Origin of the sequence: Photobacterium sp. 2_MG-2023 (genome assembly GCF_030547675.1) — a bacterium.
GTDB classification, from domain to species: domain Bacteria; phylum Pseudomonadota; class Gammaproteobacteria; order Enterobacterales; family Vibrionaceae; genus Photobacterium; species Photobacterium arenosum.
Genome location: NZ_JAUOQQ010000004.1, coordinates 146,594 through 167,518 on the forward strand (window position 1 = coordinate 146,594; position 20,925 = coordinate 167,518).

16 protein-coding genes are annotated in these 20,925 nt (G+C 54.6%); 7 read left to right on the forward strand and 9 right to left on the reverse strand.

Going from position 1 to position 20,925, the window contains the following annotated elements; all coding sequences use genetic code 11:
- Positions 1 to 102 precede the first annotated feature (102 nt).
- The 6 genes from Q4491_RS05335 to priA form a co-directional block, all read right to left on the reverse strand.
- Positions 103 to 1,011: a 1,4-dihydroxy-2-naphthoate polyprenyltransferase gene (locus tag Q4491_RS05335; protein WP_303455510.1), complete on the reverse strand. Its 909-nt coding sequence runs from the start codon at positions 1,009 to 1,011 to the stop codon at positions 103 to 105.
- Between the two features lie 156 nt (positions 1,012 to 1,167).
- Positions 1,168 to 2,499 (reverse strand): HslU--HslV peptidase ATPase subunit, encoded by a 1,332-nt coding sequence (gene hslU / locus Q4491_RS05340; RefSeq protein WP_218384448.1) that lies wholly within the window; start codon positions 2,497 to 2,499, stop codon positions 1,168 to 1,170.
- A gap of 9 nt (positions 2,500 to 2,508) precedes the next feature.
- Complete coding sequence (hslV, locus tag Q4491_RS05345; protein WP_027250611.1) at positions 2,509 to 3,036, reverse strand: ATP-dependent protease subunit HslV; 528 nt, start codon at positions 3,034 to 3,036, stop codon at positions 2,509 to 2,511.
- Between the two features lie 198 nt (positions 3,037 to 3,234).
- The gene (locus Q4491_RS05350) at positions 3,235 to 3,882 is read right to left on the reverse strand and encodes an SPOR domain-containing protein (RefSeq protein ID WP_303455512.1); all 648 of its coding nucleotides are present in this window, start codon (positions 3,880 to 3,882) and stop codon (positions 3,235 to 3,237) included.
- 161 nt (positions 3,883 to 4,043) lie between these two features.
- Positions 4,044 to 5,057, reverse strand: coding sequence for a DNA-binding transcriptional regulator CytR (gene cytR, locus Q4491_RS05355; RefSeq protein WP_192015955.1), 1,014 nt, complete (start codon positions 5,055 to 5,057; stop codon positions 4,044 to 4,046).
- 177 nt (positions 5,058 to 5,234) lie between these two features.
- A complete protein-coding gene (gene priA, locus Q4491_RS05360; RefSeq protein ID WP_218384444.1) occupies positions 5,235 to 7,433 on the reverse strand; it encodes a primosomal protein N' in 2,199 nt (732 codons plus the stop codon).
- A 229-nt stretch (positions 7,434 to 7,662) separates the two neighbouring features.
- Between priA and rpmE the strand changes: the two genes are divergently transcribed.
- Together rpmE and Q4491_RS05370 are read left to right on the forward strand one after the other, a co-directional pair.
- Positions 7,663 to 7,875, forward strand: a complete 213-nt coding sequence (gene rpmE, locus Q4491_RS05365; RefSeq protein WP_192015953.1) for a 50S ribosomal protein L31 — start codon at positions 7,663 to 7,665, stop codon at positions 7,873 to 7,875.
- Positions 7,876 to 8,135: 260 nt separating this feature from the next.
- Positions 8,136 to 9,383, forward strand: coding sequence for a malic enzyme-like NAD(P)-binding protein (locus Q4491_RS05370; RefSeq protein WP_161445616.1), 1,248 nt, complete (start codon positions 8,136 to 8,138; stop codon positions 9,381 to 9,383).
- A gap of 77 nt (positions 9,384 to 9,460) precedes the next feature.
- On the opposite strand, the gene metJ is transcribed toward Q4491_RS05370, so the two are convergent.
- On the reverse strand, positions 9,461 to 9,778 hold the full coding sequence (gene metJ / locus Q4491_RS05375; RefSeq protein ID WP_027250617.1) for a met regulon transcriptional regulator MetJ: 318 nt from the start codon (positions 9,776 to 9,778) through the stop codon (positions 9,461 to 9,463).
- A 188-nt stretch (positions 9,779 to 9,966) separates the two neighbouring features.
- Here metJ and Q4491_RS05380 point away from each other — a divergent pair, with 188 nt between their 5' ends.
- The 3 genes from Q4491_RS05380 to metF all read left to right on the forward strand — a co-directional run bounded on the left by Q4491_RS05380 (position 9,967) and on the right by metF (position 14,722).
- Positions 9,967 to 11,136, forward strand: a complete 1,170-nt coding sequence (locus Q4491_RS05380; protein ID WP_192015952.1) for an O-succinylhomoserine (thiol)-lyase — start codon at positions 9,967 to 9,969, stop codon at positions 11,134 to 11,136.
- Positions 11,133 to 13,538: a bifunctional aspartate kinase/homoserine dehydrogenase II gene (locus Q4491_RS05385; RefSeq protein ID WP_303455526.1), complete on the forward strand. Its 2,406-nt coding sequence runs from the start codon at positions 11,133 to 11,135 to the stop codon at positions 13,536 to 13,538. The genes Q4491_RS05380 and Q4491_RS05385 overlap by 4 nt, the downstream gene beginning before the upstream one ends.
- 281 nt (positions 13,539 to 13,819) lie before the next feature.
- Positions 13,820 to 14,722 (forward strand): methylenetetrahydrofolate reductase, encoded by a 903-nt coding sequence (gene metF / locus Q4491_RS05390; RefSeq protein WP_192015950.1) that lies wholly within the window; start codon positions 13,820 to 13,822, stop codon positions 14,720 to 14,722.
- Between the two features lie 135 nt (positions 14,723 to 14,857).
- Here the strand turns inward: metF and Q4491_RS05395 are convergent, their stop codons facing one another.
- Positions 14,858 to 15,430, reverse strand: coding sequence for a PadR family transcriptional regulator (locus Q4491_RS05395; protein WP_120513767.1), 573 nt, complete (start codon positions 15,428 to 15,430; stop codon positions 14,858 to 14,860).
- A gap of 366 nt (positions 15,431 to 15,796) precedes the next feature.
- Complete coding sequence (gene ppc / locus Q4491_RS05400; RefSeq protein ID WP_237794883.1) at positions 15,797 to 18,430, reverse strand: phosphoenolpyruvate carboxylase; 2,634 nt, start codon at positions 18,428 to 18,430, stop codon at positions 15,797 to 15,799.
- Positions 18,431 to 18,989: 559 nt separating this feature from the next.
- On the opposite strand from ppc, the gene argC reads away from it, so the two are divergent.
- Positions 18,990 to 20,003 carry an N-acetyl-gamma-glutamyl-phosphate reductase gene (argC, locus tag Q4491_RS05405; RefSeq protein ID WP_303455533.1) on the forward strand — a complete coding sequence of 338 codons (1,014 nt, stop codon included), beginning with the start codon at positions 18,990 to 18,992 and terminating at the stop codon, positions 20,001 to 20,003.
- A gap of 25 nt (positions 20,004 to 20,028) precedes the next feature.
- Entirely contained in the window at positions 20,029 to 20,808 is a 780-nt protein-coding gene (gene argB, locus Q4491_RS05410; RefSeq protein WP_046220340.1) for an acetylglutamate kinase, read from the forward strand.
- Positions 20,809 to 20,925 lie beyond the last annotated feature (117 nt).

The window sequence follows — 20,925 nt, forward strand, 5'->3', positions numbered from 1 at the left end:
TTGGCAGTAATATTAAGCAGGACAGGAAGCAGAAAGCGCCCATTCACTAACTTGCTGAAAGTATAACCAGCTCAGGCTGCATTGCAATCTCGACGCCATGCTTTAGCGGTCGGCAAGCAATCCGATGGCAAACAGCAGGTTAGTCATCAGTGCTATTTTAGCCAGTAAGGCCAGCATAGGAGCCAATGATTGCGCTTTTTGCGTGGCCAGCACGTTAGCGGCATGCGCCAGCAACCAGGGGGCGGCCAGCAGAAACAACCAGCCCCACGGTGAACGGGCCGTCAGCAGGGCATAGGCCGCAAAGCCGAGCAGGCTGGCTGCCATGAGCAGCAGGTGATACCTGCGGCCTGCTGTCGGACCGAGTCTTGCCGCCAGAGTGAGTTTTCCGCAGGCCTTGTCGTTATCAATATCACGCAGGTTATTGAGATTCAGTACCCCGACCGCCAGCAGTCCGCTGGCCGTCGCTGGCAGTAAAATGGCCCATTGGAACTGTTGGCTCTGCAGATAATAGCTGCCGCCGACGGCGACCCAGCCGAAGAAGATCAGTACCGCAGGATCGCCCAACCCGCGATAACCATAAGGTTTCGCGCCTAAGGTATAGGCCAGTGCTGCCAGCACAGAAGCGACACCCAGGGCCATAAAGCTGAGCAAGACGGTGAGGGACGGTCGGGCCAGCCAGAGCAGGGCGATGCCGCTCAGGGTGGTTAACGTCAGGGTCACGGTTATGGCTGCACGCATGGCAGGTAGGGAAATCCGGCCCTGCTGCAGTCCGCGCTGCGGCCCCAGTCGGTGGCGGTTATCCGTTCCTTTGCGTACATCGCCATAATCGTTGGCCAGGTTAGACAATATCTGGAGCAGCAAAGCTGTCAGCAGAGCCAGCAGGGCGATCGCCGGTGAAAAGTGCCCCTGGGCAGCGGCCAGGCTGTTACCGCACAGCAAAGCGGCCATGGCCAGCAGCAGGGTTTTGGGCCGGGTCGCATCCAGCCAGACGGAAAGAGAGGACAAAGCCATGATCCCAAGATAAAGACAGTATAGGGTGTGAGTATGGCCCGATTACAGAAAGGAATGTTGTTCTGGCGCAACAAGAAGATAAAAAACGAGATGCCGGTCGATAATCTGGCATCCCGCTGAGTAAGGATAACCGAGTGGCTAAGTTAACTACTCGGGTTACAGGATGAAGCGGCTGAGATCTTCGTCTTCCACCAGCTCGCCCAGATGGGCATGCACATAGGCTTTATCGATGATCTGCTCTTTACCGCCCTGCTCGGAAGCATCATAAGAGAGCTCTTCCATCAGGCGCTCCAGCACAGTGTGCAGGCGGCGGGCACCGATATTTTCCGTACGCTCGTTGACCTGCCAGGCCGCATCGGCAATCTGGGCAATGCCATCTTCGGTAAAGCTGATGGTGACATTTTCCGTGGCCATCAGGGCGCGGTACTGCTCGGTCAGCGACGCATTCGGCTCGGTCAGGATACGCTTGAAGTCTTCGCTGGTCAGGGCTTCAAGTTCAACACGAATTGGCAGACGGCCCTGCAGCTCCGGGATCAGATCAGACGGACGTGCTACCTGGAAGGCGCCGGACGCGATGAACAGGATATGATCGGTTCTGACCATGCCATGTTTGGTCGAGACCGTCGAACCTTCCACCAGCGGCAGCAGGTCACGCTGGACCCCTTCGCGGGACACATCCGGGCCTGAGCTTTCGCCACGCTTACAGATTTTGTCGATCTCATCAATGAAGACGATACCGTTGTTCTCAACTGCGTGGATAGCCAGCTCTTTCAGCTCTTCCTGATTAACCAGCTTGGAGGCCTCATCTTCGGTCACCGCTTTGAGTGCATCTTTGATTTTCATCTTGCGCTTTTTGGTGGTGTTGCCCGCCAGATTCTGGAACATGCCCTGCAGCTGATTGGTCATTTCTTCCATGCCGGGAGGGGCCATGATCTCGACACCCATCTGAGGGGCGGCCACGTCAATTTCTATTTCCTTGTCATCCAGCTTGCCTTCGCGCAGCTTTTTGCGAAATGACTGACGGGTGGCCGAATTGGTGTCGCTTTCTTCATTCTTGCCCCAGGCATCACGCGGGGGCGGGAGCAACACATCCAGGATGCGGTCTTCTGCCAGCTCTTCAGCGCGGAAGCGGACTTTTTCGGTGGCCTGCTGATGGGTCATTTTGACCGCAACGTCAGTCAGATCGCGGATAATGGTTTCCACTTCTTTACCGACATAACCGACTTCGGTGAATTTGGTGGCTTCAACCTTGATGAAAGGGGCGTTGGCCAGTTTTGCCAGACGGCGGGCGATTTCGGTTTTACCGACACCGGTCGGCCCTATCATCAGGATGTTTTTCGGGGTCACTTCAACGCGCAGCTCTTCCGGCAGCTGCATGCGACGCCAGCGGTTACGCAGCGCAATAGCCACAGCACGCTTAGCCTTGTCCTGGCCGATAATATGGCGGTTCAGTTCATGAACAATTTCGCGGGGAGTCATTTCAGACATGGGGAATCCTTACTGGGTATCGAGTTCTTCAACAGTCTGGAAGTCATTGGTGTAAACGCAGATATCACCAGCAATGGTCAGCGACTTCTCAGCTATGGTGCGAGCATCCAGCTCGGTGTTTTCCAGCAGCGCCCGGGCTGCGGATAACGCAAAATTACCGCCTGAGCCAATGGCAATCAGGTCGTTTTCCGGCTGAACCACATCACCGTTACCTGTGATGATCAGCGAGGCGGTGGCATCCGCAACGGCCAGTAAGGCTTCCAGGCGGCGCAGGCTACGGTCGGTACGCCAGTCTTTTGCCAGTTCGACCGCGGCTTTCATCAGGTGCCCCTGGTGCATTTCCAGCTTGCGTTCGAAACGCTCAAACAGGGTGAAGGCATCGGCGGTACCGCCGGCGAATCCTGCCAGTACCTGATTGTTGTATAAGCGGCGGACTTTGCGGGCATTGCCCTTCATGACGGTATTGCCCAGTGAGACCTGGCCATCACCGGCGATGACGACTTTTCCATTGCGACGTACAGAGACTATGGTTGTCACGGTATTACCTCTTAGCATCAGTCCGGCTCGTGGGCCGGTATGGGTATAGCCGCAGATCTGGGGATGGTGGTTTCCGATTTCAAGGCAAACGAAACAATCTGCGCGGTGGAGGCCATAAAAAAGGATGCCTTGGCAGCGTTTTGTCTGCTTCAGCATCCTTAATCAGTGTAGTTAGCCGTTATCAGGTCAGCAAACGACTCAAGCGTCCCAGTACCAGATGGCGCAAGGTTCGATCCCAGCCCGTCGCAGCATATTGCGATCGCTTTCGGCTTTGCGTTTCTGAGGGTATGGGCCGAGTACCACGCGATACCAGCTGCCTTTTTCACCCTGAGACACTTTGATCTGGCTGGTAAGCCCCTGGAAAGCAATCATGGCTTTGCGCTCCTCCGCCTGACCTGGCGAGCGGTAAGCGCCACACTGCATCAGATAAGGGCGACCCGGCTTATCCGGAACCTTCTTCGCTTCCACCTGCACTTCTTTATTTTCCAGCTCTTCAATGTAGCGCCATTTTTCTGCAGGCTTAGGCGGTAATTTTTCTTGTTGCTTAGGCGCAGTCACAGGCTTGGTGTCGACTTTGGTGCTGGTTTCCTGCTTGGGTTTGGTGGCTGGTGCAGGCGGCGTTTTGTCTTTGACCGGCGCCGGCTTAACCGGGGTCGCATGGGGTGCTGCAGGCTTGGGTGACGAAGACAGAAAATATAAGCCATAGCCGAGGGCAATAACCAGGCACAGGGCAATCAGTGCCCATTTTACCGGGAACTGGCCACTGGGTTTACTGCTGCGGGAAGGCGTTCTTCTGGCGGGCTTTTTCGCGGCCCGGCCTCGCTTGACGTAATCTTTGGTTGCCACAATGTCTTGATGATTGTTGGACTAATGGTCTGACATGGTACAAAGAAGTGTCCACACTGGCTAGTGTCGGGAAGCCTGTACCTGCCACAGAGGCAGAGCTTCCCGATCATTCTGTGACCTTTTGCTCAAAGTGGTGATTTTTTCAGCTCAGGTCGAGGTGGCTATTGCGGCTTGGTTGGCGGTGGCGCGGCACTTTCCCGGATGACCAGCTTGGCATCCAGCAGGCGCGAACCGGCAGCTATGTCCTTACCTTGCAGTATGTCCAGCAGCATCAGCATCGACTGACGGCCAATTTCATAGCGTGGCTGCGACACTGTGGTCAGCGGCGGATCGCAGTATTCGGCGAACTGGATATCATCAAACCCTACGATAGACAGGTCCTGAGGGACATTGATCCCTAATCGCTTGGCTTGCTGCATGGCGCCGATGGCCATGACATCGTTGTGGCACAGCAGGGCGGTCGGTGGCTCCGGCAGCGATAACAGGGTGGTCACAGCGCGGGCACCGCCGGCAAAGGTGAAATCACTTTTTACCGTGTAAGCCGGATTCAGTTCTGTGCCGGCACGGCGCAGGGCCTGCTGATAACCCTGAGAGCGGAACTGGCAGAGCATGGCACTGTCGGGACCTGTGATTTGGGCAATGTGTTTGTGGCCCATCTGGGTCAGGTAGTTCACGGCTTCAAATGCTGCGGTCAGGTTATCAATGTGGACGGTCGGCAGCTCCAGCTCAGGGGCAAACTCACAGGCCATCACCATAGGAGGCAGGTTTTTCTGTTCCGGTTTGCTGATATCAAAGGGTAAATCCGTGCCCAGCAGTAACATGCCGTCTGCCTGCTTGGTGAACACCAGATTCACGAATGAGTTCTCCCGGCTTTTCTGCTGGCCGCTGTCGCCCAGCAGTACCAGGTAGCCATATTCCATCGCTGCTTCTTCAATCCCCCGGATAATTTCCGTGAAATAGGGATCGCAGATGTCGGGGACGATAGCGACAATGGTTTTGGATTCATTGCGCCTAAGGTTACGAGCCAGGGAATTCGGGGAATAGCCAGCATCCATGACAGCCTGTTCGACTTTTTTACGGGTCGAGGCTGACACTTTTTCCGGGTTCATCAGAGCGCGCGACACAGTCGCGGTAGAGACTCCGGCTAGCTGGGCAACATCCTTCATTGTCGCCATAAATAGTTCCTCTCTAAGACATTTCTCTCAATAATGCTGGAGGATCGCAGCCAAATCGGTGCAGAAACCTGGTCCAACAAGCCTGTTATTGTAGGCGCTTTATGCGGGTTTAAACATGTGCCAAATAGCATAAATTACATTGGGCTTGTGATCCAAATCGCATTAATTATCTTATCTTCAGCTTAAATCCTGAGGTTCGACGTCTAGCGACCAGCGCACTTTCCGCGCCAATGGCAGCAAGTTAATGGCAGGACGGGCCACAGACAGCAGAGTTTGCAGGGTTTTCCTGTCGGGCGCCTGCAGCAGTAACTGCCACCGGTAGCGACCGGCGCGGCGGGAGAGAGGCGCCGGATTGGGGCCCAGCACCAGAGTGTGAGCCTCAAACAGCGGGCTGGCCTCCAGAATGCCGCGCATCTGATGCAGAAACTGCTCGGCCAGCTCACTTTGCGCTGCTTCGGCTCTGAACAGTGCCAGATAAGTAAAAGGCGGCAACATGGCCTGACGGCGTTCTGTCAGCGCCTGAACAGCAAAGTGGTCGTACCCTTTGTAGAGCAGGGCCTGAAGCAGGCTGTGTTCCGGATGGTGGGTTTGCAGCAGCACTTCACCCGGTTTACTGGCGCGGCCAGCACGGCCTGCGACCTGGATGAACAGCTGTGCCAGCCGCTCCGCAGCCCGAAAGTCATTACTGAACAGGGCGCTGTCGACATCGACCAGCGCTACCAGGGTCACATCCGGAAAGTGGTGACCTTTGGCCAGCATCTGGGTGCCGATCAGGATCTGGTACTCCTTGTTTCTGACCGCCTCAAGGTAATTGTCCAGGCTGCCTTTGCGGCGGGTACTGTCGCGATCAATGCGCACGGTACGGAACTCAGGAAACAAGCTGGCGAGCTGGTGTTCAAGCTGCTCGGTGCCGACCCCGACGGTTTGGAGCTGAGTCGAGCCGCACTGCTGACACTGGGGCATGACAGGACGCTGGGTCTGGCAATGGTGGCAGCGAAGCTCGCCGGAGTGCTGATGGTAAGTGTAATACGCATCGCATCGCTTACACTCCGCCAGCCAGCCACATTCGTGGCACATCAGCGCCGGCGCGAACCCGCGGCGGTTGAGAAACAGCATCACCTGATTGCCAGCGCTCAGATGCTGGCGCATACGGGCAATCAGCGGTGCGGACAGTCCTGCCTCCAGATGGAGTCCTTTCATGTCCAGTACCCCGTGACGGGCGGCCTGAGCGTTACCGGCGCGGCGGGTCAGATGCAGGTGGTGGTATTTGCCGGTTCTGGCATTGTGCAGGGTTTCCAGTGCCGGCGTGGCTGAACCGAGCACAACCGGAATGTTTTCTTTGCTGGCCCGCAGCACGGCCATGTCTCTGGCGTGATAGCGCAGGCTGTCCTGTTGCTTATAGGACGAGTCATGCTCTTCATCGACAATAATGATGCCGAGATCCGCGAACGGGGTGAACAGGGCAGAGCGGGTACCAATAATGATGCCGGCCTGATTGTCGCGCCCGGCCAGCCAGGCGCTGAGGCGCTCGGTATCATTCAGGCCGGAGTGAATGGTGAACAGCGGCACATTAAAGCGACGCTGAAAACGGTTGATGGTCTGCGGCGTCAGACCAATTTCCGGCACCAGCACCAGGGCCTGTTTACCGGCGGCCAGCACCGGCTCAATCAGGTTGAGATAGACTTCGGTCTTGCCTGAACCCGTCACACCTTCCAGTAAATAACAGGCATAACCCGGATTGGCATTGATACTGGCAATCGCCAGTGCCTGCTCTTCGTTGAGGCGGGGTTTCTCTTCGGTGACGGCGAAATCCGTTGGCCAGTGGCCGCTGGATGCTGTGGTGTGAAAACTGTCGACCCAGCCTTTTTCTGCCAGCGTTTTCAGGGTGGCGCTGTTAACCTCCTGGTCGAGTAAGGCATCGTGACTCAGCGCGCCATGGCGCAGCAGCGTCAGCACTTTAGCCTGCCGCGGTGCCCGTTTGAGCGCTGCCAGAGGTTGTTCCTGGCCTTTTTCTGTCAATTGCCAGTAACGAATCTCGGCATTGGCCGGTCTGCCTTTACGTAAGGCCGAAGGCAGGGCATTGGCCAGCGTATCGCCCAAAGGGTACTGGTAGTAGCGGCTGGTCCACTCCAGCAACTGAAACAATGGCGGTTGCCACAGCGGTTCGCTATCGAGAACGGCTTTGAGGGGCTTGAGCTGGTCGCGGGGAAAATCGGACTGCTCCGTCAGGGCAATCACTATCCCGGTGAGCTGCTGACGGCCAAATGGCACCCGTACCCGGCCACCGACCACGGGCCGTTGGCCTGATGGGATCAGGTAGTCGAAGCTTTTGTCCAGCGGAACGGGCAGGGCAACCCTGGCAATGGTGGCAGTCATGGGTATTGGCTGATATCACTTATACTTACAGGTAGATGGCAGTGTACCTTGCACAAGGGGTGAGGCAAAGCAAGACGACACTGCGATTGCAGGTTGATCTGTGTCGGCTGATTGATTATCATACGCCGCCTATTTGTCCAGCGCCTTTGGCCTGGCAGTATTTATTAACCACGTGTGGTGCCCGGCTTTGGATCGGGAGAGCGACACGGCCTTAGCTTAGAGGTTTCCCATGAAACAAGGTATCCACCCAGAATACACAGCTGTAAACGCAAAATGTTCTTGCGGCAACGCTTTTGTCTTTAATTCAACCATGAAAAAAGACATCAGCCTGGATGTGTGTGACAAATGTCACCCATTCTACACTGGTAAGCAGCGTCAAGTGAGCACCGGTGGCCGTATCGACAAATTCAACAAGCGTTTCGGCGCTCTGTCTAGCAAGTAATTGCTTTAAGACACTGTCGAGAAAAGGGACGCATATGCGTCCCTTTTTGCTATTTGCTGTTTCTTCCCGCCTTTAATGACTGATTTATTTGTAGTCATTGACTCCAACCTGTCATCCCCTGCATATCTTCTGGCCTGTCACGGTTATTGTCTTGGTATTACCAGCTTGTGCGAACTAGGATTTTGTGCTGCTATCGAATATGATTGATTGTTCAATACCGAACCGAACAGAACATCCATCCATTCAGGATTCTAATAATTATGTCTGAAGATTTTCGTCAACAAGCACTTCACTATCATGCTTACCCTGTCCCCGGGAAAATTTCGGTTGAACTAAGCAAGCCTGCCAATACAGTAGAAGATCTCGCTCTGGCCTACAGCCCTGGTGTGGCTGAGCCGGTGCGGGAAATCGCCCAGAATGCAGAGAATGTGTATAAGTACACAGGTAAAGGCAACATGGTTGCTGTGATTACCAATGGTACGGCCATTCTTGGTTTGGGTAACCTGGGGCCGTTGGCTTCTAAGCCGGTTATGGAAGGTAAGGCCCTGCTGTTCAAGCGTTTCGCTGGCCTGGATTCGATTGATATCGAAGTGAAACACCGTACCATCGACGAGTTCGTTGATACTGTGGCCAATATCGCCGATACCTTTGGTGGTATTAACCTGGAAGATATCAAAGCCCCTGATTGTTTTGAGATTGAAAAACGCCTGATCGAACGTTGCCAGGTGCCTGTGTTCCATGATGACCAGCACGGTACGGCAATTGTAACGGCAGCCGGTATGCTGAACGCACTGGAACTGCAGGGCAAAGATATCAAAGAAGCAGTGATCATCTGCCTGGGTGCCGGCGCAGCGGCCGTCGCCTGTATGGAACTGTTGATCAAATGCGGCGCGCAGCGTGAAAAAATCTACATGCTGGATCGCAAAGGTGTGATTCACACCCGTCGTGATGACATCAACGAGTATAAGCAACTGTTTGCCAACAACACAGATAAGCGCACCCTGGAAGATGTTATCGAAGGCGCGGATATCTTTGTCGGTGTCTCAGGCCCGGATCTGCTGGCCCCTGAGTCGCTGAAACTGATGGCTGACAAGCCGATCGTGTTTGCCTGCTCAAACCCGGATCCGGAAATTAAACCTGAGCTGGCCCATGCGGTTCGTAATGATCTGATCATGGGAACCGGCCGTTCGGATTATCCGAACCAGGTAAATAACGTCATTTGTTTCCCGTTTATCTTCCGTGGTGCGTTGGATGTGCGTGCCAGCGAGATTAACGATGAAATGAAACTGGCTGCGGTGAACGCTATCCGCGAACTGGCCAAAGAACCGGTGCCGGCAGAAGTTGTTAAAGCAGCAGGTGTGGATAAGCTGGAGTTCGGTCCGGACTATATTATCCCTAAACCTATGGATCCGCGTTTGTTGCCACGGGTTGCCAAAGCGGTTGCGGTCGCGGCTGTGGAATCTGGCGTTGCCCGTATCGAAATGCCTGTGGGTTACATGGAAGTGTAATGACACACAGTGTGTGCTTATGATTGAAAAAACCAGCCATATGGCTGGTTTTTTTTTATCTCAAGGCGTTATGTTGATTATTCGTTGATGTCTTCGTACTCAATACCCAGGCTGTCCATGATGGCCTTAGCTTCTGCCGGTAAATCGTCAGGGCGATCTTTGCGGATATCTTCATCCGTTGGCAGTGGCTGGCCGGTGTAGGCATGCAGGAATGCTTCGCACAGCAGTTCACTGTTGGTGGCGTGGCGAAGGTTATTTACCTGACGGCGGGTGCGTTCATCTGTGAGGATTTTCAACACCTTTAATGGGATAGAGACAGTGATTTTCTTGACCTGCTCATTTTTCTTGCCATGTTCCGCATAAGGGCTGATGTACTCACCGTTCCACTTTGCCATTGTTTACCTTCTCAGCGATATAGGGTTTTGAAATATTGTATGGGGGGAATTTTAGCGGCATTTACTGCCACAAGCAAAGACATATAGACGTCTAGAAGTGTTGACGTCTTTTTTAAATCTCGCTAAGGTTGAAGCATCTTACTCTCGTCGGCCTCTGGCCTGGTCCCGGAAACAAGGAAGCAAATTACATGAGTGACAAGAAAACAGCTACTATCGCTGTTCGCAGCGGCATTGAAACCGATCAGCAATTTCGTGCAGTGGTGCCACCTATTTACTTGACCTCAACCTATGGCTTCCCTGAATTAGGGACTTTACCTCAGTACGATTATTCCCGCTCGGGAAATCCCACCCGTAATTTACTGGCAGACACTCTGGCGGAACTGGAAGGCGGAGCGGGTGGTGTGGTGACCAGCTGTGGTACAGCGGCGATTAACCTGCTGGCAACGGCGCAGCTGGGGCCGGATGATCTGGTTGTGGCCCCCCATGACTGCTACGGCGGTACCTACCGCTTGTTCAATACCCGTGCCGGCAAAGGTGACTTCAAGGTGCTTTTTGTCGATCAGGGCAACCCTAAGGCGCTGGCTGAAGCACTGGCCAGAAAACCTAAACTGGTGTGGGTTGAAACGCCGTCCAACCCCTTGTTGCGGGTGATTGACGTCGAGCAGCTGTGTTTGCAGGCGCATGACGCGGGAGCGCTGGTGGCGGTGGATAACACTTTCCTCTCGCCGGCGCTGCAGCAGCCCATCGCGCTGGGCGCGGACTTCGTGGTGCATTCCACCACTAAATATATCAATGGGCATTCCGATGTGGTTGGCGGGGTGCTGATTGCGAAAGACAGCGAGCACGCCGAGAACTTGTCCTGGTGGGCCAACTGTATCGGCGCCACCGGCGCGCCCTTTGATGCTTACCTGACCCTGCGCGGCGTACGTACTTTGATGGCACGTATGCGTGTCCATGAAGAAAATTCCGCCCGGCTGCTGGCCTATCTGCAAACCCAGCCGCTGGTGGGTAAGATTTATCACCCCAGCCTGGCAGATCACCCAGGTCATGAGATTGCGGCCCGGCAGCAAAAAGGCTTTGGCTCCATGCTGAGTTTTGAGCTGGCCGGCAGCATGCAGCAACTGGAAGTTTTTGTGGCGTCTTTGCACGATTTCTCTCTGGCTGAGTCACTGGGCGGCACGGAGAGCCTGATTGCGCATCCTGCCAGCATGACCCACCGTGCCATGTCGGATGAGGCGCAGCGCGAGGCCGGTATCTTGCCGTCGCTGCTGCGTCTGTCTGTGGGCCTGGAAGATGCCGATGATTTGATTGCCGATCTGGCTCAGGCCTTTACCAAAGCGGCGGAGGTCAGTGAATGACCCTGACACGTCAGTTGCACAAATTTGGCGGCAGCAGTTTAGCGGATGCCAGCTGTTACCGTAATGTCGCCCATATTCTCGAGCAGTATTCCAGCGCCGATGATCTGGTGGTGGTCTCGGCAGCCGGTAAAACAACCAACCGACTGATTCAGTGGCTGTCTTTGCTGAGCAAAGATGGCCGGCTGGCGCATGAAAGCCTGCAGGATTTGCGCACCTTCCAGCAGCACCTCATCGAAGAGCTGTTAGAGGAAACCGTGGCGGATGAGCTGTTAACCTCGCTGCATCTGGAGTTCAGTGAGCTGGGTCAGCTCACTGACAGCGAGATCACCCCGGCCAGACAAGCCTGGGTACTCGGACACGGTGAACTCTGGTCCTCCCGATTACTGGCCGCACTGCTGACACACAAAGGCATGGCGGCACGTGCGCTGGACTCGCGGAGTTTCCTGCGTGCCGAGCGCGCCGCTCAGCCGGAAGTTGACCGTGGCCGTTCACTGCCGTTGCTGCAAAATGAGCTGGCACAGCACAGTGGTCATCGCATGGTGATCACAGGTTTTATGGCCAGCAATCAAGCCGGAGAAACCGTACTGCTGGGGCGCAATGGTTCGGATTATTCCGCCACTGTTATCGGCGCCCTGGCCGGTGTCAGCCGGGTGACCATCTGGAGTGATGTCGCCGGTGTCTACAGTGCGGATCCCCGTCTGGTCAGTGATGCTTGTCTGTTGCCCTTGCTGCGACTTGATGAGGCTGACGAGCTGGCTCGTCTGGCGGCTCCTGTGCTGCACAGCCGCACGCTTCAGCCTGTGGCCCAGAGTGCCATCGACCTGACACTGCGCTGCAGTCTGCTGCCGGAATCTGGCTCGACTCGTGTGGAGCGGGTACTGGCATCTGGCCGTGGCGCCAAAATTATTACCTCTCTGGATGAGGTCTGTCTGCTGGAGCTGTCTGTCTCCCGAGCCCAGACGCTGGAGCAGGTGGAGCGCGAGCTGGCGACTCTGCTGCCGAAAGCGCAGCTGATCCCGCTGGCTCAAGCGGTGGAAACCGACAAAGGACAGATTCTGCTGGCATATACCGCTGAAGTGGCCAACGGGGTACTGGCACTGCTGCAGGACAGCGGTTTACCAGCCGAGATCCGTTTGCGCGACGGTTTTACTATGGTGGCCGCGGTAGGGGCCGGGGTGGTGATAAACCCTGTGCACTGTCATGGCTTCCAGCAGCAGTTGAAAGGCCAGCCGGTCGAATTTATTGCCGAAGCCGAATCCGGGCTGAGTCTGGTGGCGGTGCTGCGGCAGGCCGATACCCAGGCCCTGGTTCAGCTGATTCACCAAAATTTGTTCCAGGCGCAAAAGCGTATCGGTCTGATCTTGTGCGGCAAGGGCAATATCGGCAGCCGTTGGCTGGAGTTGCTGGAAGAAGAAAAGGTGGCACTGGAAAAGCGTCACGGCATGAGCTTTACCCTGATAGGGGTGGCCGATAGCCGGCGCTACTGGCTTAATCTGCAGGGCATTGAGCCAGTTCAGGCTCTGACCCGGTTTGATGATGAAGCCACAGACGGCACGGACTGGCTCCCGGCTCTGGGGCAGCATGACTATGATGAGCTGGTGGTACTGGATGTCACCGCCAGCAAAGCACTGTCTGAGCGTTACCCGGAATTTGCCAGCCACGGCCTGCATCTGATTTCTGCCAACAAAGTCGCAGGCTCAGCAAAAGGCAAAGTCTACCGCGCTGTGGTTGATGCGTTCGAGAAAAGCAGCCGCCACTGGCTGTATAACGCCACTGTGGGCGCCGGATTGCCGGTCAACCATACGGTCAAAGATTTGCGCGACAGCGGGGATACGATTATTGCTGTATCCGGCATTTTCTCGGGTACTCTGTCCTGGCTGTTCCAGCAGTTCGACGGCAGCCTGCCTTTCAGCCAGTTGCTTGAACAGGCCTGGCAGCAGGGGCTGACGGAGCCGGATCCCCGCCACGATCTGGACGGCAGCGACGTGATGCGAAAGCTGGTGATTTTAGCGCGTGAATCCGGACTGGCACTGGAGCCTGAACAGGTCAAAGTTGAGTCATTGGTGCCAGAGGAGCTGGAAGCCCTGAGCCTGGACGCCTTTTTTGAGCAAAGTGATGTGCTTGATGAGCGCTTGCAGGCGCGCCTGAGCAAAGCGCAGCGTGAGGGAAAAGTCCTGCGCTATATCGCGCGGTTGGACAAAAATGGTCACGCCGTGGTGGGCCTGGAAGCGCTGGAGCCTGAGCATGCGCTGGCGAACCTGCTGCCGTGCGACAACATCTTTGCGATTGAAAGCCGCTGGTACCGGGACAATCCGCTTGTTATCCGCGGTCCTGGTGCGGGCAGGGATGTGACGGCAGGGGCGTTATTGTCGGATTTGAACCGACTGGCCCGGCTTTTGTAAGATTTTCCCGTTATGAGATAGATCCAAAGGGTAGCCTTGCGCTGCCCTTTTTGTTTCTTGTTGCTGTTTTTTCCCAGCATTGGTGCTGCCTGGCGGGCAATCGGCATAGTAAAACTCTGGACTTGAATAAACTGGGTTTTGATGTTGAGAAAAATTCATGTTCACGCGGTTGACATTAATTTGGTTACAAGACATTCTGTGGACATATAGACGTCTAAATGGTTGTTTGGCGTCAGAGTTCAGAGGGAAGGCCGCAGGCCAGCAGCAGGAAGGTTTCAATTATGGGTTATTCTTACGCCAGTCACTTGGATGCGTTAAATCAAAACATCGCCGATTTGAACGGCGCAATCAATGTTTCATTTGAATTCTTTCCGCCAAGTTCGCCTGCGATGGAAGAAACCCTCTGGTCATCAATACATCGTCTGAAAACGCTCAAGCCGAAATTTGTGTCTGTGACTTACGGCGCCAACTCAGGCGAGCGTGACCGTACCCACTCGATCATCAAAGACATCAAAGATCAGACCGGCCTGCTGGCCGCACCTCACCTGACCTGTATCGATGCCACGCGTGATGAACTGCGTGCCATCGCCCGTGACTACTGGAAAAGCGGGATACGCAATATCGTGGCGCTGCGGGGCGATTTGCCGCCACAGGGCGGTAAGCCGGATATGTATGCGGTCGATTTAGTCGAGCTGTTGCGTGAAGAAGCGGATTTCGATATTTCTGTGGCGGCTTACCCTGAAGTGCACCCGGAAGCGAAAAGTGCCCAGGCCGACCTGATTAACCTCAAGCGTAAAGTCGATGCCGGTGCCAGCCGTGCAATCACTCAGTTCTTTTTTGATGTTGAAAGCTACCTGCGCTTTCGTGATCGCTGTGTTGCCGCCGGTATTGATGTCGAAATCGTCCCGGGCATCCTGCCTGTGGTGAACATGAAGCAGGCCAAGCGCTTCGCGCAGGCCAACAATGTGAAAATCCCTAACTGGTTAGAGAAACAATATCAGGGGCTGGATGACGATTTACTGAGCCGTCAGATGGTCGGGGCCAGTAACGCGATTGATATGGTGCGGGTACTGAGCCGTGAAGGGGTTAAAGATTTCCATTTCTACACCCTCAACCGTGCTGAGCTGACTTATGCGATTTGCCATACCTTAGGTGTGCGTGCCGAAGCTGACGTCATTGCCTGATGACAGTAGCGGGCAGGAAAAGAAAAAGCCGCATTGCGGCTTTTTTTGTATCTGGCTGGCACATGATGAATCGGCCCTGATGAGTAGCTGAGGAGCCGATAGGTCACTGATGCCAGTGTATCAGTGTCTGCAGGGTTACTCAGCGGCCATGGCGACATTGCTGTCGGCGCTGTCGATATCTTGCAGTTCCACCAGGACTTCTTCCGCCCAGTCGATCCAAGCCTGTCGGTTATGGATACCGCGACGCAGTGTCAGGCGATCGAGGCGCGACTGACGATCCATTTCTTTGTAATTGGCGAAATGGACTTTTTCCAGCTCGTGGTAATGGTTCATCAGGGTGTGTGATTCCTCGATCAGTGCTTCCAACTGGCGCTGCATAGGCAGTGAGTTGTGTACACCGCAAACCAGGAGTTTGGCAGAGAATTCATCACGAATGGTCGGATTGCGGGCAGGCTCCTGGAACCACTCAAACAGCGCCTGACGGCCCAGATCAGTGATAGAGTAGACCTTGCGATCCGGCTTGCCTTCCTGAGGTTCCAGTTTGCAGGTAACCTGATTGTTGGTGGCCATTTTGTTTAGCTCACGGTAAACCTGCTGATGACTGGCTTTCCAGAAATAGCCGATACTGTGAGAAAACTCTTTTGTTATGTCGTAGCCGGTCGCGTCGCGCGAACTCAGCACGGTCAATATGACGTGTGGTAGTGACATCTCTTCTATCCGTTAAAATACTACAAAAAAATAAACCGACCAGGCATAACGTTACCCTTCCGCTCTCAGGCGTTTTTATAATCGTCTTGTTGCAGTGCCCGGTCGAGATCACATAGGATATCATCAATTTATTCTCTGCAACCACTGGAAGCATAAATATTCCATGATGAACAGTGAGCAATTACTTATCTTGTGACGCTCGTCCAATTATGTAGACTGCGCGCAGTGCACAAAGTTTCAATCAAATTGATTCACAGCACTCATATAGACCTTAGTTGAAAGGAAGAAAGTTATGCTGTCTAAATTATGGACAAAAAAACAGGCCACCTGCCGGCGGCCTGTTTGATGTTGCGAAGAGGTGAAGTATTAACCCGTATTACGCATACCGGCGGAAATGCCGGCAATGGTGACCATCAGGGCTTCTTCCAGAATCGGCGATTCGCTCTCCAGCTGGCGGGTACGGTGCAGTAACTCCGCCTGCAGCATGTTGAGTGGCTCAACATACACATTGCGCAGCCGGATAGATTCTGCCCCCCAGGGATCCTGCTCCATCAGGTGATCGCTGTTTTCCACGTTGAGAACCACCTTGATATCCTGTTGCAGTTGATTGCGAAGTTCCTGTCCCAGCGGCCATAAACTCTTATCGGTCAGCCGCTGATCATAGTATTCGGCAATCTGGATATTGGTTTTGCTGTATACCATTTCCAGCATACCTAGTCGCGTTGAGAAGAATGGCCATTCACGGCACATTTCTTCCAGCAGCTCAGAATGGCCCTGATCGATGACATGCTGAATTGCTTTACCGGCACCCAGCCAGGCTGGCAGCAGCAGACGGTTCTGACTCCAGGCGAAAATCCACGGGATGGCGCGTAAGCTTTCTACGCCGCCCTGAGGATTCCGCTTGGACGGGCGAGAACCCAGTGGCAGTTTACCCAGCTCCATTTCAGGTGTGGCGGCGCGGAAATAAGGCACGAAGGAATCATGGCCGCGGACCACCGAGCGATAGGCTTCGCAGGAGACATCTGACAGCACGTCCATCACATCACGCCACTGCTGTTTAGGCGCCGGCGGCGGCAGCAGGTTGGCTTCCAGAATGGCACTGGCGTACAGGTTCAGGCTGTTGACGGCCACATCAGGCAGACCCAGTTTAAAGCGGATCATCTCGCCTTGCTCGGTCACCCGCAGACCACCTTTGAGGCTGCGCGGAGGCTGAGACAGCAGGGCCGCGTGCGCGGGTGCGCCGCCACGACCAATACTGCCGCCACGACCGTGGAACAGGGTCAGTTCAACACCTGCGTTATCACACACATTGACCAGGGCTTCCATCGCGCGGTATTGCGCCCAGCCTGCCGCGGTGACACCGGCATCTTTGGCTGAGTCGGAATAGCCGATCATCACCATTTGATGATTCTGGATGAAACCTCGATACCAGTCGATGCTCATCAGCTGGGTAATCACAGACTCCGCATTATTGAGGTCATCCAGAGTTTCAAACAGCGGGCAGACATCCAGACGGAAGGTGCAGCCGGATTCTTTCAGCAGCAAATGGACCGCCAGTACATCCGAGGCGGTACGGGCCATGGAAATTACATAGGCCCCCAGTGCCTGGCGCGGCTGTTCAGCTACGACACGGCAGGTATCCAGCACTTCCTGTACCGCTTCCGATGGCTGCCAGTTACGTGGCAGCAGGGGACGATTTGACGCCAGCTCACGAACCAGGAAGGCCACTTTGTCCTGCTCGCTCCACTGATCGTAGTCGCCCAGCCCCAGATAGCGGGTCAGTTCAGAAATGACATTCGAATGGCGTGTGCTTTCCTGACGGATATCCAGGCGCACCAGGTGGACGCCGAAGCATTGAATACGGCGCAGGGTATCAAGCAGTAACCCATCGGCAATGATAGACATGCCACACTCATGCAGTGAGCGGTAACAGGCGTGCAGCGGTTGCCACAGCTGATCTATGTCTTCCAGGATGGCCACTTTCGGCACGCTGTCGCTGCCTTTGATCTGAGCATCCAGCACATCGCGGGTCTGGGTCAGTAAAGTCCGCAGGCCTTTGATGATCTCACGATAAGGTTCGTGGGCACCATTGGCCAGTTCGCGCACTTCGCTGTTGCACTCGACCATAGAGAGCTCGCTGACCAGCTCCTGGACATCATTGAGATACAGGTCGGCGGCTTTCCAGCGCGACAGCAGTAAGACTTCGCGGGTAATTTCGGCTGTCACAAACGGGTTACCGTCACGGTCGCCGCCCATCCAGGACGAGAACTTGACCGGTGCCGCGTCCAGCGGCAGGCTTTCGCCAAGGTGCTGGTGCAGTTTCTCATCAAACTGACGCAGAAACTCCGGTACTGCCTGCCACAGTGAATTTTCAACCACGGCAAATCCCCACTTGGCTTCGTCAAGCGGGCTGGGGCGTTGTTTACGGATCACATCGGAATGCCAGGCCTGAGCGATCAGTTGCTCCAGGCGGCGCTCGGCTTTCTGGCGCTCACTGTGGGACAGTTCGCTCAGCTCGAGTTTGGACAGGCATTTGTTGATTTGCACCAGCTTGTGAATCATGGTGCGACGCGCAATTTCGGTCGGGTGGGCTGTCAGCACCAGTTCGATATTCAAATCGCGGACCGCTTGCAAGGAGTCGAGTTCGCCGATCTTTTCATCTTTAAGCTTGGCGAACAGCGAGTCCATTTCATCCGGATTACACACCAGCTCCTCGCAATGGCGAGAAATCGTATGATACTGCTCGGCGATGTTGGTCAGGTTGAGGAACTGACTGAACGCGTGAGTCACAGGCAGCAACTGATCGTCCGGCAGGTTCTGCAACTCTGTGATCAGTTTTTCCCGGTCATCGCTGTTGCCGGCGCAGGCCGACTTAGACAGTTTCCGAATGGTTTCTACTTTCTCCAGCAGTTCGCTGCCATGGGCGTCCTTGATTGTATTACCCAGCAAGTGACCAAGCATACTGACATTGCTTTTTAACGCACTGTACTTTTCGTTCATATCGCATCCATATCGTAATTTTGTTACATCCAATCGCCAAGGCGTAGCCAACAATCTAGCCTTCATTGGGGCGAAAGGTCAATAAGTGCACCCTTTTTAGACCAAAATCCCACCAGTTTATCCTGCATAAGGGCGTTACGTGTCTCATTCCTGTAATTTACTTTCTTTATCTTTACAGCTCTAGCGTGCGCTTTAACACTGGTGTTGCGCCAGCAAAGGCATTTTTTCTTCTGCTTCACTTGACACAAAAGGCAGGAAAAGGTAAATATAAAAATTCATAATAAGTGAATAAAAATATTTTCTGCTGTTGTAGGGTTCGCTCGAACCTTTCTCGCCAGAGAATCACGTTTCACAACCCTTTTATCCGAATGACCAGAGGCCATCAGTAGTAGTATGAACCAGGCGATGAATTACAAGCAGTATTCCTTCCGACGACGCTAAGTCTCTATCGCCTGGTGCCTCTGGCACCTTTCTATTGCGCCTGCCGGCGCCACACGCTAATCACAGTAATCATATTTTCTTGATAGTGAATTTCACAACGATGACAACGGGATCCAATATGTTGAACACATCTATCATCGGTGCCAGCGGTTATACCGGCGCAGAGCTGGCCGCTATGGTCCATAAACACCCCCATCTGCAATTGGCCGGACTTTATGTGTCTGAAAACAGTCTGGACGCTAATAAGGCGATCAGTGAGCTGCATGGCCAGTTGCGCGGGCAGATTGACCTGCCACTGCAACCTTTGACGGATGTGGCCGCGGTGGCACAGGCTTCCGATATTGTGCTGTTGGCAACGGCGCATGAAGTCAGCCATGACCTGGCCCCTGTTTTCCTGGCGGCTGGTTGTCAGGTATTTGACCTGTCCGGTGCTTTTCGGGTGAAGGGCGATGAATTTTATACTCAGTATTACGGCTTTGCGCATCAGCACGCGAACTGGCTGGATGCGGCTGTGTACGGTCTGGCGGAGTGGAATGCTGAATCGATAGCCACAGCCCAGCTGGTGGCCGTGCCCGGCTGTTATCCGACTGCGTCCCAACTGGCCCTGAAACCGCTGCTGGCAGCGGGATTGCTCGATACCCAGCAATGGCCTGTGATCAATGCGGTCAGCGGTGTGTCAGGTGCTGGCCGTAAAGCCAGCATGACCAACAGTTTTTGCGAAGTCAGCCTGATGGCATACGGTGTCTTTACTCACCGTCATCAGCCGGAAATTGCCGCGCACCTGGACACTGATGTCATCTTTACCCCACATCTGGGCAATTTCAAACGGGGCATTCTGGCCACTATTACTGCCAAACTGGCACCAGGGGTGACCCCGGAAGTGGTGACCGAAGCGATGGAAGCGGCCTATAACCAGCCGGGTAATCAGGCGGTGCGTTTGCTGGGCAATAACGCAGCACGTTTGCAGGATGTCGTTAATACTTGCTTTTGTGATATTGGCTGGAAAGTGCAGGGGCAGCATGTGATTCTCACGTCGGCTATCGACAACTTATTAAAAGGCGCATCGTCTCAGGCGATGCAATGCATAAATATTCGCAATGGTTTTGCGCCATTGACTGCGCTGGCTGGTTAAGTCTGGCTGTTAGAGGAGAACCGGGATGGAACAGTCGCCGTTAGTAATCAAATTGGGTGGAGCAGTGCTGTCGTGCACCGACACGCTGGAAAAAGTATTTGGTGCCATCAATGCCTATCAGGCCAAGGCCAACCGGCCTTTGGTGCTGGTCCATGGCGGCGGCTATCTGGTCGATGACCTGATGAAAAAACTGAATCTTCCGACGGTTAAAAAGCAGGGGCTACGTGTAACTCCTGCTGACCAAATTGGCGTGATTGCCGGCGCATTGGCGGGCACGGCCAATAAAATGCTGCAGGGCCAGGCCATCAAATCCGGCGTGAAAGCGGTGGGATTAAGCTTGGCAGACGGTGGTCTGTGTCAGGTCACTGAGCTGGACCCTGAGCTGGGTGCAGTCGGCAAAGCCGCACCGGGAAACAGCCACTTAGTGTCCGGCATCATAGCGGCAGGTTATCTGCCGATTGTCAGCTCGATTGGCCTGACGGCTGACGGTGAGCTGATGAATGTCAATGCCGATCAGGCGGCGGTGGCGGTGGCCGCGGCGCTGGATGCCGAGCTGGTGCTGCTGTCGGATGTCAGTGGCGTGCTGGATGGCAAAGGGCATCTGATTGCCTCGTTGAGCGAGCCTCAGGCAGATGCGCTGATCCAGCAGGCCGTGATTACCGACGGCATGATTGTCAAAGTCAAAGCGGCATTTGAGGCAGCCAAAGGGCTGGGACGTGCAGTGGAAATTGCTGGCTGGCGCTACCCGGAACAATTGGTGAATCTGTTTGACGGTGAACAAATCGGCACCCGATTTGTGCTCTGAACCAGCAGAATTGAGTACAAACGCTGGCGGTAACCCGGCGTTTGGATATAAAAATTACCCTTATTTTGTTTGATGTTTCAAACAGTAAAGACTGATATCGCCTGAACGGGTAGACCG